We start from the raw sequence: 15,465 nt of genomic DNA, 5'->3' as shown, positions 1-15,465 counted from the left end.
AATTGATGTGTGTTCATCAATATCATAAAATGAGCAGAACAGCGCCTGAACCTGACGGGTAAGAAATCACGGGGTTATATTTGCCGCGTTTTCATAAATCTTGCAGTCTCTGTTCGGGGCTTGAAAATCAGCACGCCGAGGCTAAAATTGCCGGCCTATGATGTGAAAAGTAAAATGTATCCAGATTCAGTTGTTCATGGTTATTCATATAAAATATAAATTTCTTTTTTTTACCGCATTGCTTTCCATAGCCGGTTTCCTGCCAGTTAAGGCACAGGTACGACCGGATGTACAGGAACAAGGTCTGCTTGCTGCCCTGCCTGTCAGTAATGACACAGCGAAGATCAAAATACTATTAGATTTAGCTGGACATCTCGTCAATAACCGCAGAACCAAAGCAGAGGTGAAAAAAGCCAATGCCTATTGTATCCAGGCATTATCCTTAGCTTTTAAACTGAAGGATGAAACTGCCAAGTCGCTGGTTTGGAAGGAACTGGCTGATATCAACCAGGATAGTGAGGATTACAGGCGACGGCTGGCAGCGGAAAAGGCCTTGAAAGAAGCCAGGAAAAACCATGACAGTAAACTTGAAGCTGCCGCGCAGCTGGAGAAGGCGATTTCCTATAGCCATAACACGGAAGGCATTACCCAGGCCGAAAAGGAATGCTCCAAAGCCATAAATATTTTAAAAGCCACGGCACCCGGAAGCCTGCTATATGCGAAGTCACTCCGGTTGGAGGGGGTTCTGCATGCCAATCTGGCTCATGCCGAACTATCGTTAAAGGAACTGGACCTGGCGTTAAGGATCGCCAAAAATAATCATGTTGATTCGCTACAGTCCTATTATGCGGCATACGTGGTTACTTATCAAAATCTGCGAAACTTCAAAGAGGTCTTTCGTTATTCGCTGCTCGCGTTAAAATTTGCTGAAAAATATCGGGACACTGCCATTTGTTTTGATCAGTACACCGTACTTGCCTATTATTATTCCCGAAGCAGCAACATTGGAAAAGAGATCAGTTATTTGTTGAAGGCAAGGTCTAATTTGAATGCAAAGAAGAACACGAACTATGCGGTTTATATTGCTGCAGCTTTAGGGCATGCCTACAATCAGATAAGCCAGTATGCAGAAGCGGTCAAGATATTAAAAGAAGGCCATAGAAAAGGCTCTTATGAAGAAGATGAATATTATCCGGACGTGCTCGCAGAACTGCTCAATAGTTATTTGAATCTTAAACAATATGATGATGCCTGGAAAGTATATCATATCCTGAAAAACGGGACTTCTCCGCCGCAGTCAAATATTGCCAATTTTATTCATAATATGAACCATGATATTGGCAGTTTAACTGCAATGACCCGGTTGACCATAAAAACGCACCAGCTGGCTCTTGCCAAAATAAATCTGGAACTATTGCGGAACAGGATAACCACCATGTATCCGGTTCTGGAAAACCTGATGCCTTATGAATATCTCGCTTTTCAAATGGATTCGATAAACGGCAATATATCCGGAGCCCTTCAACATTTCCAGCTTTATAAAAAATACAATGATTCACTGACCAGGGAAGGAAATGCCCGGGACATCAGCCAGCTGCAATTGGAATACGAAACGGAAAAAAAGGACGAGGATATTGCTTTGAAAACCCGGAATATCAGCTTGCTGGAAAGGCAGAGCCGGCTGCAGCAGCAGGCAATCAAGAGTGAAGCGATGGTGAAAAATCTCTCTGTCGCAGGTATTGCAATGCTGAGTTTGTTGCTGGTAATCAGTGTTAACAGGTACAGGATCAAGCAAAGGTCCCTGATACAAATTTCGGCGGCTCACCGTGAATTGGGTGAACAAAAGGAGGAGATCAACACCCAGAATGAATCACTAAAGCAATTGCTGGAAGAACGGGATTGGCTTTTAAAAGAGATCCATCACCGGGTAAAAAATAACCTGCAAATCGTGATCAGTTTGCTGAATTCGCAGCTGGCGAACATTAAAGATGTTGCTGCCAAAAATGTGATCAGGGAAAGTCAGCTCAGGATGCACTCTATATCACTGATCCATCAAAAATTGTATCAGAATGACAACATTACACTGATCAATATGGGAGAGTATGTCCGCAGTCTCGTCGCTCACCTCCAGGATAGTTTTGGCACGCACAGCCGGATCGATTTCTCCATTCAATCCACAAACTTATCTCTTGATGTTTCCCAGGCTGTACCTCTCGGCCTGATCCTTAATGAATCTATTACCAACGCCATTAAATATGCTTTCACGGATAGGACTGTTAAAGGCCGTATCAGCATTAGCATGGATCAGGATCAAAGTGTTTTGACCGTGAAGATTGCTGATAATGGCAAAGGAATGCCGACAGAAATTGATCCAAAAAACACCAGCTCGCTGGGCATGAGTTTAATCGCAGGATTAACAAGGCAGCTCAAAGGCGAAGTCAGGTTATACAATGACCAAGGGTTTCATATCAATATTACCATACCTGTAGACAGCCGGTATAAATAGTTTATACAACCCATTAGAGACCTGAAACGCTAAGCTAAAGTTATTAGGTAAGGTAGGCTATGCCCGGGGCTAATGCTGTTAATATAAAGACCTCTTCCAAAAATAGTTTGGAGCAGGCTAAAGACTGCCCATCTGCTGCGGACTGCGCCGTGGAACGCCTTAAACCTTCCAACAGACCGGCTGCCGGTCTTGCTATCATTCTTTTTTAATACCAGAATTGACACAAAGCATCTGTAAATATTTTAATAATTGACAAATAATATAAATCGTCAATATTAACGGGACGTCAACCAGGATGCTTGAAAGCACCGGTTTCTTAGTAAAGTAGTATAAAAAACAAAACAAATTGATTTTCAATAATATATGTGTCCACTCATTCCGTGCTGTTGCATTTTCTTTCTTTTCTTAACTAAAGCAATAAAAACAAATCGCTAAACAATATTGCCTCGTTAGTATTTAATTAATAAATAATTAATACTTGAAGTTAATTTGGTTTGCGCCCTGATTATTGAGAGCAAGGTGGTGAGGCAAAGTCCCGCCGAGCTGATTGCACTTTATGGCCCGCCCGATCACAAGAGGTGCGTTTTTTATTGTCTATTAAATATTATATAACCTATAAATTCAAACCAAATGAGAAAAATGATCATTTTATGCCTGGCAGCGATGATAGGCGCATCAATCAGTTGTACCAAGAAGAATACGCTGGCTGATATGGAGCATGTTCAGGGCACGGATAAACTAAAAGTACAAGGTTCCCCGCCGGGAGACGTAGTAGGGAAACTGGTTGTGGGCTACCAGGGCTGGTTTTCTGCAACGGGGGACGGATCACCCAATAACCATTGGGTACACTGGGCGGGCAACGCCGGCGGCGCAGCTCCTTCACCAGGACATCAAACCTTCGAACTATGGCCGGATATGCGTGAATATACCAATTCATATCAAACGGGTTATGCCAATCTGGGTAATGGACAGCCCGCAAAACTTTTTTCTCCATGGGATGTACAAACAGTCAATGTGCATTTCTCGTGGATGCAGCAATATGGCATTGATTGTGCAGCTTTGCAACGTTTCGGCGCAGGCAATGCCCAACTTGACGGCATTGCAAATCGTGTAAAAAATGCCGCGGAAACTTATGGGCGTAAATTTTATATCATGTATGACATCTCCGGATGGAATAATTTCCAGTCGGAGATTAAAACCGACTGGACCAACGATATCGTGGGGGCGCTACACCTTACTTCGTCAACAGCCTATGCTTTTCAGAATGGAAAGCCTGTGGTATGTATTTGGGGCTTCGGCGTAGCCGGGCGACCGGGAGACGTCAATGCATATATTGATGTCATCAATTATTTTAAGAACCAGGGATGTTACGTTATTATAGGAGGGCCTCGTGACTGGCGGTCCCAAAGTGCTAATTTGCCTGCCTTTAACCTGGCTAATATGATCATGCCGTGGGCTACCGGAACATTCGGGGACTTGCCCGGAGCTGATTCATATGTTCCGACACTGAGCGACGATTTTGCTTATTGCAATTCGCACGGTATTGATTATCAGGCAGAGGTTTTTCCAGGCTTTGCATGGTCGAACTGGAACGGCGGGGCACCGAATCAAATCCCACGCCAGCACGGCGACCTGATGTGGGAGCAATTTGCTAATATTCGAAATCAGGGCATAGGCAATGTTTATGTAGGGATGTTCGATGAATTTGACGAAGCGACTGCTATAGCCAAAGCAGCAGAAGATGCCTCAATGAAGCCGACAAACCAGTATTTTTTAACACTCGATGCAGATGGTGTGCATGTATCTTCGGATTATTATTTGAGATTGACCAATGATGGAGCGAAAATGGTCAAGGGACAGATCTCTTTAACATTTTCCCATCCCACCCCCTTTATAGTTAACGGAACTACAACGACAACCTATATAGACCATTGCGACGCCGCAACAGGCTGGACGTCGGGAAATACCCTGTCGATCAATACTGCTGATAAAAAAGAGGGTACGGGGGCTTTGCAATCTGCGGGCAGCGCCACCGATGAATTCAGAAAGAGTTTTACAGCGATAAACACAGGGGCCACCGCGACAAATGGCTCACTACAATTTTGGTACTACGTTTCTGATGCAAGTAAATTCGGCAATGATAACCAGATTGAACTTGGCAGCGGCGGCGCTGCGGACATTAATGAATACAGTTGGAACATCGGCACGTTGGTAAACGGATGGAATTTAATAACGAAATCCTTTAATACGGCTACAGTAACTGCGGGAACACCAAACTTAAGTGCGATCAACTGGTTCCGCATATATCACACAAAGACAGCGGGCATCACCACAAAGGTAGATGCCATCACCGTAATACATTAATCACCGACCGGCTTTTCTGAGCACAATAAGCCTGATCAGAGATTTTTTCTAAAGCAAACTCCACCGAAGCCCCCGCTTTTCGGTGGAGTTCTTTTTTAGGCGCCAAATACATTGGGTTATCGAAATGTCGCAAAAAGACGCCCCGTCGAGATTATTATCTCCCAATAAATCGGTACCCCCTCATTAACAATGGTTTAATACAAGGTATGTCATTTGGTTTAGAACAAGTACCGGTTTTCAAGAAGAATCCGGGACAATCAAAAAACCATTATAAACACCTGCCATGAGATTTTTCAATTTTACAACTTCGATAATCTTGATCTTTTTCCTTTTTCTGCATAACCGTTGCATGGCGCAGAACTGGGACATTAATTTGCTAAAATCTATTAACCCGACGAATCCGAATTCCACCTATTGGAAAACTACCAGTCAGTCCACCTATTTTCTTCCTGGTGCTGTGGCTGTGGGCACTTTAATCTGTGGATTAGCAAATGACTCGGAAACGGCAAAACATCATTCGGCGGAATTGTTTTTAAGTATCGGCTCCGACATTGTAATAAGTGAAGTTATCAAAAGAAGCATTAATGAGGAACGCCCTGGGGACAAATATCCGAACGAAGTATTTGTTAACGGTAGTACCCATGGGCGATCATTTCCATCCGGGCATACCTCCCTGGCTTTCACCACAGCGACCACGCTATCTCTGCAATATCATAAATGGTACGTGACAGTACCAGCCTACCTTTGGGCATCCTCCGTTGGTTATTCAAGGATGTATTTAGGGAAGCATTACCCCACAGACGTACTTGCCGGTGCTGCGTTGGGTATTGGAACCGGTTATCTCAACCATTGGCTCACTCGCGCAATCTACAAACCATACCGAAAAAAGTCTAAGGAGTGAATGCCCTGTTTAGGGCTCTGAAGGCACATAGGCAAAGGCCAGCGGTGGGAATATAACGATACGATATACGTATCCGGTGATGTTGGAAAGGCTGACCTTTGTTTTATATTACGTTGTAGCTTCTGTTTCGAACAGGCTATATTAGATAACACCGGTTCATTTTAACAGATATCTGTTTTCTACGCTAAAAGGTTTTCGAGCGGTCGATTGCTTTTAAGAAACCGGATCAGGCTTCTTTCATATTTTCGGGATAATGACCGGAACGGCTTACCACGTTAACCTTGATAAGGGGTGGTTACTTGTTCCGGTCATTTTGTTAGCAAACAAAAAAGCAGCCCGTGAAGGCTGCTTTTTTGAGACTTGTCAATGGAATTCCTTTACGAAACTTTTTCCCTCGGGTCATCAATATGAATCTTCGCGATGTCGTAGCGTACCCCCTGACGATCAAGAATACGGACGTTTTTTACCACGGTACTTAGCGCGGTTAAAAAAGTATCCGCGTTTTCATGACGCTCGTAAGCTTCTTCGTCGGCCCAGCCTTCGAGCAGATGGAAGGTATTGGGATCGGTGAGGTCCTGTGAAAAAGCATAATAAATACAGCCAGGTAGTTTATTTGCCGCGGTCATTTCAGGAATTACAGCGTCAATGAATATCTGCCTGTCATCCGGGTGTACGCGGTAGTAAGCGCTTACTGTAATTCCGGTGGGAAGTGTTTTATCATGATCGGTTGATGTTCCGGCTTTAAGTGAATTTTCCATAATTTTAATTGTTAGATGAATTGTTAATTGTTGTGCTCGAAAAAGCAGGTTAGTTATTGCAATACGGCACCAAGGTGCCAGCTACCCCGGTTTTTTCCCTGGTAAGATCACGGTCGCAGCGGAACTGTGAATGATCTTACTTACCATTTTTGCAGATGATATACGACGCGGAAGGGCGCATGTATCTCATTTCCGGTATATAGTAAAGCTCCCGGATCACCTTTTCGTTTTCAGAGTTTGCTGGTGTTTTCATATGGTGCTTTTATCAATTGCATTGCAAATATTTGGAATAAAAGCTCCCCGTACATTGATCTGGAATAAAAAAAAACGTTGATAAATGTCAATTATGGAGGCTGATGACTGCCTGGAAACAATGGGCTCCGGACTGAATAAAGTTTAGCCCGAAGCCTGCTGTTTAATGTAACAATTGTTCAAGTTTGATCTTGAGGGCGTCTCCACGCAGGTTCTTCGCGATCACGCGGCCTTCCGGATCGATCAGGAAATTTTGCGGGATCGCATTGATGCCATAAAGTTTCGCTGCCGTGCCACTCATGAATTTTAGTTCGGATACCTGGGTCCAGGTTAAATTGTCATCCTGGATCGCTTTTATCCACTTCGCCCTGTACTTCGGGCCATCCATAGAAACCCCCAGTACCGTAAAGCCTTTGTCGCGAAAATGCTCATAGGCCTTTACCACATTAGGGTTCTCCTGACGGCATGGGGTGCACCAGGAGGCCCAAAAGTCGATAAGCACGTACTTGCCGCGTAAAGAAGAAAGTTTGATCAGGTGGCCACTGGTGTCCGGTTCGGCAAAGTCGGGTAATATTTGACCGATGGCCGTACTTTTCAGTTTTTCCATTTTTACCGAAAAATCCCTGCCCTCTTTACTTGCCTTTACATCTGCCGCATACCTGTCAAATATGGGTTGCAGCAATGAATAATCCGCAGTATATGAATAATCATTTAAGGCCTGGATACCAGTTATTGAAGTTACGTGGTTTTCAGCGAATCGCCTTTTTGAAGAAAAATAAGCGGAATCGATCGCCTCCTCTTTCGCCCGCTGACCTGCCTTAAAAACAGCTGATCCACGTTGTTCATCGGTGGCGGCATTTGTTTCAGCTTCCAATGCCTGATATCTTTTATCAAAGGACTTCTCTTCAGCGCGGAGCAAAGCATAATCTTCATTTAATTTTGTCCCGGTAACGGAAGCGTTTTCGATCGTTGATTGGCCTTGTACCATAGTAGTGCCTTTTACAAGATAGATCTCCAGTTTATCTTCTTTGCCATCGGCAATTGCATTGTGTCTGACAGAAATTTCCGCTTTCACAGGCTCATTGATGACGCCGTTAAATATAAAATGGCCGTTTTTGATCTGTGTAGCTTCTTTTCGACGAATATTTTCCGGAGAAACGTATTGAAGGAAAGCACTGTCTTTGGGGTTTGAGTTTTGAAGGCTCCCTTTAATCATGAATGCATTGGTTTGAGCCATAGAGAGCAACGGTGCAACCGTTAAAAGCGTAATTAGTGATTTTTTCATTTTAATTGTATTGTATAAAGCTACAGGGACGATCACGAGCGACTATGTGATCGCTGTTATACTGTAGTGTGCGATATTTTCGCAGGGGGTAAAGCGTTGTTTTTGTGAATTTATGATACGCGGGATGCCACATAATGAGAAGCGGTATGCCGCGTTTCTGCCTGGAATTTATTTGATCTTGATACGCATGCGCTTTCAATGATGATAATCCATCAAAGATGAGACTGTTTATGGTCAATATCCGTTGATCTTTATCAAGTAAATTCTTTATTGGATAGAGTTTAAGATAATTTTAAAATTGATCTGTTTGTAAAAATGTCAACTTGTGGGAGCTTGATCATAAGGTTCCGGAGGGGACCCTTTGGGGAGGCGGCCTTTTATGCCGTGGTCTTTTGCGGATGATAACCAGGTCCTGATGACGCGGGCAAAACCTTCGCTGGCCTTTTTATCCGTTTCTGGCGAAAACAGCAGGTAGTGTACAGTGTATTCAGATCTTTTCTGACAGGGTTCTTGATCCGAAAGGCATACAACCCGGATGGGTCAGGTCTTCTGTCGGGCTTAACCACTTCTTAGCCGATGTGCGGATCTGGCGAAGCAGTAAATGATAGCTAACAGCAGCGCCTGGAACAACTTGATCTATGTCAATTTGCTTTTTATCATAGATCAACGCTCCGCGCATGGACAACAGGGATATTTGCTGTAACAAAATAAACAAGCTATGGAACCCCAGTTATTTAAAGCCGCGGACCGCGGAATATTTGGAAACGATAAATTCAGGATACAGTCTGTACTCAGCAACAGAAGACCGGGTACAGGAAGGCCTGATAACTTTGGGCGGTTGATCGTATTTAATGATGATATCGTAAGCCCGGGTGGCTTTCTCGGGATGCATCCTCATCAGAACATAGAAGTGATCACCATCCTGCTGGAGGGCAGTGAGTATCAGGAGGACGACCTGGGCACGAAAACAGAACTGCTTACTGACCATGTACAATTGATCAGCAGCGGCAGCGGTATCATGCATTCCAGCGGAAATCCATCAGGAGCATCGAATGCAAGGAACCTACAGATCTGGTTTGAACCAAGGGTGCGGGATACAAAACCTGAAGTTCAGTTGAAGGCGATCGATCTGCGTGAAAAAACAGATCGCTGGCATCTCCAGATCTCACCGGACGGAGCGCATGGTTCGCTCATTATCAAGCAGGATGCCTGGCTTTCAAAAGGCCGCTTCTCAACAGGTACGTCACCTTCGTAACAATTGAACCGAAGCGGGAATGGCGTGATGGTTTATCTGATCGAAGGAAGGGTCAGGATCGGGGAACAGGAGATGGAGCGCAACGATACCCTTTTTCTATATCCCGCCACCGATGTGGTCATCGATATTATTGAGGATGCTCATATTCAAATCATCGAAACACGGACCGGAAAAGATTGAGCAGGAACGGAAAACCGGATCTTATGGTGAATGTTGAAAGTAAAGCCTCCTGAACCGCAGGATTAAGGGAGCTTTATTTTTAATATTTAAATCGCTTTCTTCAATAGATAGGGTGCCGATCTTTTTGCCTGTCGTCTTAACTTGGATTGGCAGAATCCCGGTGTTTTACCGGTATCGGCAAAATGAAACTTGTTATTGATGCCGGTGGTTAATACCTGGTAGGTAGTACCTTTCCTGAATCCCCGTGCGTCTTGCCGCAACATGTTCACTTCTTTATTTTCGCAATTGCCGGAAGGGTGCATGAGGATTTTCGGCATATAGAGAATTGGCGGTATTTCGGTTTTTATATGATCTGTTGCCGGTCAATGTTTTTGATTGTTAGTTGGTTGCGCATTGGGTTTGCGCTTTGCCGATAGAGGTTCAAACAGTGATACCTTTAACGCTCATGAATTTGCTGATACGCCTCAAAGTCCGGTACGGATTTCCTGTGAATGCCCTATATGGATTCCTTAAGAACAATGATTATGAGATCTGGAAGAATTATCTCAAAAACATCTCCTGTGAGTTCTGTATCAACCAGGAGGAGGGGCAGATATTCCTTTTCGTAAGGGATTGTGCAGACATCCTTGAAGTTAAAAATGAACTTGCCGCCCTGCCGCTAATCACGGAGGAATTTATGGATATAGCGTTTCTGGAGTTCGCCAATTTTAAATCCCTCACACGTCTTTTCGAAAGTGCGCCCTATACCGGATGCGGAATAACTAATTAAGATCCGGATGATCCCGATAAATGATCGCACGAAGTCCGGTGCCTGATCGGGGGAAGCCACCGGAAAACTAAACGAAGTTCCGGGGACGGTATCACCGGGAAGTGATCATATCAGGTATTTGGAACTTGGTGTCAGGTACCCGCGAGAAAAGACAAACTTCTCTATGAAGAACAGATGCTTCAGATATCTTTCAGCAATTACCGTGCGGCCGGGCTCAGACAAGCGGACATACATCGGGAGCTTACAGGTCAGGAAGTGCGGTTGAGTATCTTCTGTCCTGTTCACCATTTTTTATCCAGCTGATACAGGATTTCATCGTTCGGCACAAAGCTTTAGTATTTTGAGTGCGTCGTTGCCCGGAATTCCTGACTTTCAAACGGGGGGCGTGCCGGTCGAACAATCACGCATACCAATGGTGAGAAGCGACAGCCCTACACGGAAGGTAGTGCAACCGTGCCCTCAGAACAAAGCAAGGCTTTACGTTGTCGTAAAGCCTTGCGGGAAAGTGAATGTACACCGTACCGATTGAGGATCTTGTGAACTCCCTGTTATGGATTGTTTTTCTTTGTTTCGGGCAACAAGATGACTTCGATCAAATTATTCCCTGACAGATATTGAGTCGCTGCATTTTGAACGTCAGCGGCTGAAATATTGTCGATCATACGCGAATGAGCAAGGATCTCATCCGGATTTTCCCGGTTCTGCGCCTGCAAATTCAAGTAAGCAGCCCAGAAAGCATTGGTTGTTAGCGTTGCTTCCATTGTCCGGTTAGATTCAGCCTTAAACTTTTCAAGTTCTGCCGGAACAGGACCTTTCAGACGAAGCTTTTCGAGCTCATCTTTTACCGCCGCAGTTAATTTTGTGACGTTTTCCGGCGCGCAGCCAAATGATATTATCAGGCTATATCTGGACTCTGGATACTTATTGTTATTAAGTACGGCCCGTGGGGAGTAAACGCCGCTTTCCTCTTCGCGGAGCCGCTCGATCAGTCTGAATTGGATGATGTCTTTCAGGGCATCGAGCCTGAGCTTACTGTCCATACTGTAATCAAAAGTCCCGGAATAAACCATTGTTACGGTGGATTTTTGCTCCTGTCCTTTGAATACTGTTTTTTCTATAGTTCCGGTAGGAATAGCATTGTTCAGATCTTTCGGACGGGTTACATTAGACGAGGCAGGGAGCCCGCCAAGGTATTTTTCAAGTAGTGGATATAGGGTCAGCGAGTCGATGTTGCCTGCGAAAAAGAACTGGAATCCGGCAGCGTCGGCAAACCGTTCCTTATAGACCCCGAATGCCCGGTCAATATCGATCTTGTTTAGCTTTTCAATTGAAGGACCGGTTTTTCGCGGGTTGTTATTGGTCAGTACGGCATTTAATGTATCCTGATAGACGCTTTCCGGGTTGCCCGAACGGTTGATGATACCTGCACGGGTACGTGAGATCAAGCTTTTGAATGCCGCCGTATCCAGCCGTGGTTCCGTAGCATAGGCATAAACGAGCTCGAGCGCGTCAGTGGCTGCGCCCCTGGTGGTCACACCGGTAAAGCCCTGCGCCCGTTCGTTGATAAATGGCTGGACCCGCATCTGTCTTTCATTAAAATAATTGGCCATCGCAGTTGTTCCGTAATTTCCAGCGCCAAATGAGGGGATGAGATTCGCACTGACAGCTGACTGGTATTCTTCGTCTTTATACAGCGAAGTCCCGCCTGGTGCAAAGCCATTGAATACGATCTCGTCATTTTTAAAATCAGTGGGTTTGATAAATACTTTCACTCCGTTGCTTAACACCAATTGTGTTACGTTGATCTTGCCGTCGTAGCTGCGGTTCACGATATGGCCGCCCTTCGGCTGCTTGATCAGTAACGCGCTGGCGTTGTTTTGCGGATGATAGGGCTCAAGATGCGCTGTTTCCGCACTTTTCATCAGGCTCAAGACATCAGACTGGGTAAGCATGTTTTCTTTGTTCTTTTCCGGACCTGTTACGACAATGTCCATATCCTGGCCTGTGATCTCGCGTTTTACCAGTTCATTTACGTCTTTGAGTGTAATTGACGTGGTCATGTCTTTGGCAAGGAGGTATTCTTTCGCGATCCCGGGTGCCGCGGTGCCATTTAAAAAATAGTCGGTGTATTCCCGGATCAGCGCAACCGAGGCTGTTTTATCCTTTTCTTTGAGGGCGGCTGACATGGTTTCCATGAGGCTCCGTTTACAACGGTCAAGCTCTATCTCGTCAAAACCGAAGCGTTTTACCCGCTCGATCTCCTTCCATGCAGCGAGTATCCCACGATCCAGTTCGCCCGGATTAGACGAAACAGAAACCGAGAAGTTTTCCAGGCCGCCAAGGCCGTCTTCTGCACCGGCAGAGCCTGATGCGAATGGCAGGTCAGCTGAACGTAACAACTCCGAAAAACGTGCGGCCAGCATTTGGTTCATGAATTGAGTAGTGAGCATCCGACGGTAGTCATTAACCGTTTTCAGTTTACCCGCGCGGTGCTTGATGATGATCTGTGCCGATTCTATATTGATCTCCTTGTCGGTTACTGAAACAAACTGGGGTTTTCCGGTCAAAGGTATGGTGAATTCAACACGGGGGATTTCGTTTACAGGGTTTTTAAGATCGGCGAATTTTTCTTTCACCTGGCGTTCCATTTCGTCGGGGTTGATATCTCCGACAATGAGTACCGCTTGAAGGTCGGGACGGTACCATTTACTATAGAATTTTTTAAGCACCTGTGGCTCTGCATGCTGGATGACCTCTTCCGTGCCTATGGGAATGCGGGAAGCATATTTGGAAAAATTGAGGAGCGTTGGAAGATATACATTTCGCATTCGCTCGGCAGCGCCTTTACGGAGCCGTTTTTCTTCCAGGATAACCCCGCGTTCGCTGTTGATCTCGCTGGTGCTTAAGGTAGCATCCTGAGCCCAGTCACGTAAGATCTGCACGCCATTCCTGATCAGTTGTGGATCATCTGACGGCAGCGGAAGCTGGTAAACAGTTTCATTAAAGCTGGTATAGGCATTGATGTCCGCTCCAAATTTTACGCCTGATCTTTCGAGATAAGCCACCAATTCGTTTTTAGGATAGTGTTTGGTACCGTTAAAACTCATGTGCTCAATGAAGTGGGCCAGGCCGCGTTCGTTGTCATCTTCCAGGATAGACCCGGCTTTGCTTACCAGGTAAAACAGGGCGCGTTTTCGTGGTTCGGTATTGTGTTTGATGAAATAGGTCAGCCCGTTCTTTAGCTTACCGGTACGTACAGAAGGATCGAGTCGTAAGACAGTATCGGGAGCGTTTCCCGCGGATAACGTTTGAGCCGATGTCTTCGAACAGGGCAAAACAATAGCCAACAGCGCGAGGGCGAAGCTCCCGCATCTTAAATTTAAATGCATTTTCTGAAGATTTAAAAATGCCCGGCATTGCCGGGCATCCAGTCTTAATTAGTTTTTAGTTTGGTTAGCAGCTTCAGCCGCCTCTATACTGAATTTGCCATCAACAAGGAGTTGAAGAACCTTTTCGTTCAGTTTGGTAGGACCGGTTTGCCACATAATGGTATTGTTCTGGATGATGAACGTTTGGGGTATTGAATTTATACCGGCGGCTTTTATCCAGTGCTGATCAAAATCACTTCCATCACCGCCGCTGTAGCCGATATTGAAATTTTTCATTTCCGGATGCTGGTCTACGAATTTCTCGACATAACCTTTGTCCTTGCCTTTTTCCATAACATCCTGGGCGATAAAAACGATGTCCTTGTCCTTGAATTTTTCCGCTAACTGATTCAAGTGGGGCATAGCCTGGATGCAGGGCACGCACCAGGTAGCCCATAATTCGATGATATAGATCTTGTTAGGGTCAAAACTGGTTACAGGGCCGCCTTTTATCCATTCAACCTTGGGATAGTTTTTGACATTCGTACCGATATCCAGGTAAGCCGGGTAAGTGTTATCACTCTGTGCTTTTACACTAAAACCAGCGATGATCAGCACAGCCGATAAGATATATTTAAAGATTTTCATGATATTTTATTTTAATTTTTTTTCAAGAGATAACGCTACCTGCGCATCGAAAAGATTGATACGGTTCTCAATAATATTGCCGTCAGGACCGATCAGCAAACCTAACGGAAGGACGCCTGACGGCAAGATACCATAAGCTTTTGCGGTCGGGCTCAACTTGGCACCATTAATGCCTTCCGCATCTTCCAGATTGACCGTATTGATAAACTCACTGCTGATCACCTGTTTCCAATCCTCGGTACCGTGTTGTCTTTTATCATAGTTATAATAAACTGAGACCATGATGAAGTTCTTATCGTGTAAACGTCGGTTGATCCGGCCGATATTAAAGGCAAACTGATCGAACCCCATGAAATTGGAAAACCAGAACAATAGCATCACGTTCTTCCCCTTAAAAGAGGACAGGGCTACCTGCTTACCTGAAGAATCAGCAAGCGTAAAATCAGGGGCTGGCTTTCCCGGTGCCAATCTTTTGGCGGTTTCAACCTTGTTCGCTACCAGTTTTGCGCTCTGGGTTTCGCGGATCCGTTTTGAAAAACGGTTCAGATCCGCCAGCGTATTATCATCAGGTTTTCTGAAATATTTCGACCAGAGAAAGAATCCGAAGTAGCTGTCCCTGTTTTGGGCTGCATAGGTAGAATCCATAGCCCTGACCTTAAGGTTAATATCCTTGTATTCGGTTTCGTATTGCTTGTACTCCGGAGACTCTTTGCTCTCGCGCAATTCACTTAATTTGACCCTGACTACCTGATAGCGGTTCAGTATAGGCGTGATGTTTACGAAATACTTATTGAGTTCCTTTTGTCCCGGTCCGCCGTCAACTGATGCTGCTTTTAATGTTGAATCGCTTTTAACAGTTATCTTACCTGCTTCGAGAAAGATATCATGCGAATCGAAGCCTCTTTTGGCTTCTTCCGCATTGTGTGGAGGATTCAGCATCAGGGTGGCATACTGAGGGTCGATTATTTCACCCTGGAAAGCGAATTTGCCATTTGTTACCGCACTTGAATCGAAATAATTTCTGCTGTTATTCTTATACTGGAGAAAGATCTTTCCTTGTTTATTCGCACCAAGCTGACCGGTTATGGTAAATACCTGCTGAGCGAAGACCTGAGTATTAAAAAGCAGGGATCCTATGATTGAGATGACGAATGTCATTCTCTGTGTTATATTCTTCAT

General features: G+C 44.9%; 13 protein-coding genes. 5 read left to right on the top strand and 8 right to left on the bottom strand.

Features of this window, described 5'->3' with window-relative positions; all coding sequences use genetic code 11:
• Positions 1–196 precede the first annotated feature (196 nt).
• Positions 197–2,506 (top strand): sensor histidine kinase, encoded by a 2,310-nt coding sequence (locus tag DEO27_RS17555; protein WP_112567547.1) that lies wholly within the window; start codon positions 197–199, stop codon positions 2,504–2,506.
• Positions 2,507–2,549: 43 nt separating this feature from the next.
• Here the strand turns inward: DEO27_RS17555 and DEO27_RS31495 are convergent, their stop codons facing one another.
• On the bottom strand, positions 2,550–2,705 hold the full coding sequence (locus DEO27_RS31495; protein ID WP_190295117.1) for a hypothetical protein: 156 nt from the start codon (positions 2,703–2,705) through the stop codon (positions 2,550–2,552).
• A 431-nt stretch (positions 2,706–3,136) separates the two neighbouring features.
• Between DEO27_RS31495 and DEO27_RS17550 the strand changes: the two genes are divergently transcribed.
• Positions 3,137–4,870, top strand: coding sequence for a glycoside hydrolase family 71/99-like protein (locus DEO27_RS17550; protein ID WP_146749962.1), 1,734 nt, complete (start codon positions 3,137–3,139; stop codon positions 4,868–4,870).
• Positions 4,871–5,153: 283 nt separating this feature from the next.
• Positions 5,154–5,771, top strand: coding sequence for a phosphatase PAP2 family protein (locus DEO27_RS17545; protein ID WP_112567551.1), 618 nt, complete (start codon positions 5,154–5,156; stop codon positions 5,769–5,771).
• 377 nt (positions 5,772–6,148) lie between these two features.
• Here DEO27_RS17545 and DEO27_RS17540 read toward each other — a convergent pair whose 3' ends face one another.
• From DEO27_RS17540 to DEO27_RS17530, 3 genes are all read right to left on the bottom strand, one after another.
• Complete coding sequence (locus DEO27_RS17540) at positions 6,149–6,529, bottom strand: putative quinol monooxygenase (protein ID WP_112567553.1); 381 nt, start codon at positions 6,527–6,529, stop codon at positions 6,149–6,151.
• Positions 6,530–6,944: 415 nt separating this feature from the next.
• Positions 6,945–8,066 (bottom strand): TlpA disulfide reductase family protein, encoded by a 1,122-nt coding sequence (locus DEO27_RS17535; RefSeq protein WP_112567555.1) that lies wholly within the window; start codon positions 8,064–8,066, stop codon positions 6,945–6,947.
• A gap of 487 nt (positions 8,067–8,553) precedes the next feature.
• On the bottom strand, positions 8,554–8,772 hold the full coding sequence (locus tag DEO27_RS17530) for a hypothetical protein (protein WP_146749963.1): 219 nt from the start codon (positions 8,770–8,772) through the stop codon (positions 8,554–8,556).
• Positions 8,773–8,784: 12 nt separating this feature from the next.
• Between DEO27_RS17530 and DEO27_RS17525 the strand changes: the two genes are divergently transcribed.
• A complete protein-coding gene (locus tag DEO27_RS17525) occupies positions 8,785–9,321 on the top strand; it encodes a pirin family protein (RefSeq protein ID WP_112567558.1) in 537 nt (178 codons plus the stop codon).
• A gap of 266 nt (positions 9,322–9,587) precedes the next feature.
• Here DEO27_RS17525 and DEO27_RS17520 read toward each other — a convergent pair whose 3' ends face one another.
• A complete protein-coding gene (locus DEO27_RS17520; protein WP_112567560.1) occupies positions 9,588–9,818 on the bottom strand; it encodes a hypothetical protein in 231 nt (76 codons plus the stop codon).
• Between the two features lie 128 nt (positions 9,819–9,946).
• Here DEO27_RS17520 and DEO27_RS17515 point away from each other — a divergent pair, with 128 nt between their 5' ends.
• Positions 9,947–10,270, top strand: coding sequence for a hypothetical protein (locus DEO27_RS17515; RefSeq protein ID WP_112567562.1), 324 nt, complete (start codon positions 9,947–9,949; stop codon positions 10,268–10,270).
• Positions 10,271–10,818: 548 nt separating this feature from the next.
• Here DEO27_RS17515 and DEO27_RS17510 read toward each other — a convergent pair.
• Genes DEO27_RS17510 through DEO27_RS17500 form a run of 3 tightly spaced genes read right to left on the bottom strand, consistent with a single transcriptional unit; the run spans position 10,819 to position 15,465 of the window.
• Positions 10,819–13,659 (bottom strand): M16 family metallopeptidase, encoded by a 2,841-nt coding sequence (locus DEO27_RS17510; protein WP_112567564.1) that lies wholly within the window; start codon positions 13,657–13,659, stop codon positions 10,819–10,821.
• A 48-nt stretch (positions 13,660–13,707) separates the two neighbouring features.
• Complete coding sequence (locus DEO27_RS17505; RefSeq protein WP_112567566.1) at positions 13,708–14,286, bottom strand: TlpA family protein disulfide reductase; 579 nt, start codon at positions 14,284–14,286, stop codon at positions 13,708–13,710.
• Between the two features lie 6 nt (positions 14,287–14,292).
• Positions 14,293–15,465 carry a DUF4369 domain-containing protein gene (locus DEO27_RS17500; protein ID WP_112567568.1) on the bottom strand — a complete coding sequence of 391 codons (1,173 nt, stop codon included), beginning with the start codon at positions 15,463–15,465 and terminating at the stop codon, positions 14,293–14,295.

This window comes from Mucilaginibacter rubeus (assembly GCF_003286415.2).
Lineage (GTDB): Bacteria > Bacteroidota > Bacteroidia > Sphingobacteriales > Sphingobacteriaceae > Mucilaginibacter > Mucilaginibacter rubeus_A.
This window is presented reverse-complemented; position numbering and strand designations above follow the sequence as displayed.

Excerpts from the sequence above, each read along its gene's own strand:
- DEO27_RS17555 (WP_112567547.1), top strand. The coding sequence starts at position 197 with ATGGTTATTCATATAAAATATAAATTTCTTTTTTTTACCGCATTGCTT.
- DEO27_RS31495 (WP_190295117.1), bottom strand. The coding sequence starts at position 2,705 with ATGATAGCAAGACCGGCAGCCGGTCTGTTGGAAGGTTTAAGGCGTTCC.
- DEO27_RS17550 (WP_146749962.1), top strand. The coding sequence starts at position 3,137 with ATGAGAAAAATGATCATTTTATGCCTGGCAGCGATGATAGGCGCATCA.
- DEO27_RS17545 (WP_112567551.1), top strand. The coding sequence starts at position 5,154 with ATGAGATTTTTCAATTTTACAACTTCGATAATCTTGATCTTTTTCCTT.
- DEO27_RS17540 (WP_112567553.1), bottom strand. The coding sequence starts at position 6,529 with ATGGAAAATTCACTTAAAGCCGGAACATCAACCGATCATGATAAAACA.
- DEO27_RS17535 (WP_112567555.1), bottom strand. The coding sequence starts at position 8,066 with ATGAAAAAATCACTAATTACGCTTTTAACGGTTGCACCGTTGCTCTCT.
- DEO27_RS17525 (WP_112567558.1), top strand. The coding sequence starts at position 8,785 with ATGGAACCCCAGTTATTTAAAGCCGCGGACCGCGGAATATTTGGAAAC.
- DEO27_RS17520 (WP_112567560.1), bottom strand. The coding sequence starts at position 9,818 with ATGCCGAAAATCCTCATGCACCCTTCCGGCAATTGCGAAAATAAAGAA.
- DEO27_RS17515 (WP_112567562.1), top strand. The coding sequence starts at position 9,947 with ATGAATTTGCTGATACGCCTCAAAGTCCGGTACGGATTTCCTGTGAAT.
- DEO27_RS17510 (WP_112567564.1), bottom strand. The coding sequence starts at position 13,659 with ATGCATTTAAATTTAAGATGCGGGAGCTTCGCCCTCGCGCTGTTGGCT.
- DEO27_RS17505 (WP_112567566.1), bottom strand. The coding sequence starts at position 14,286 with ATGAAAATCTTTAAATATATCTTATCGGCTGTGCTGATCATCGCTGGT.
- DEO27_RS17500 (WP_112567568.1), bottom strand. The coding sequence starts at position 15,465 with ATGAAGAATATAACACAGAGAATGACATTCGTCATCTCAATCATAGGA.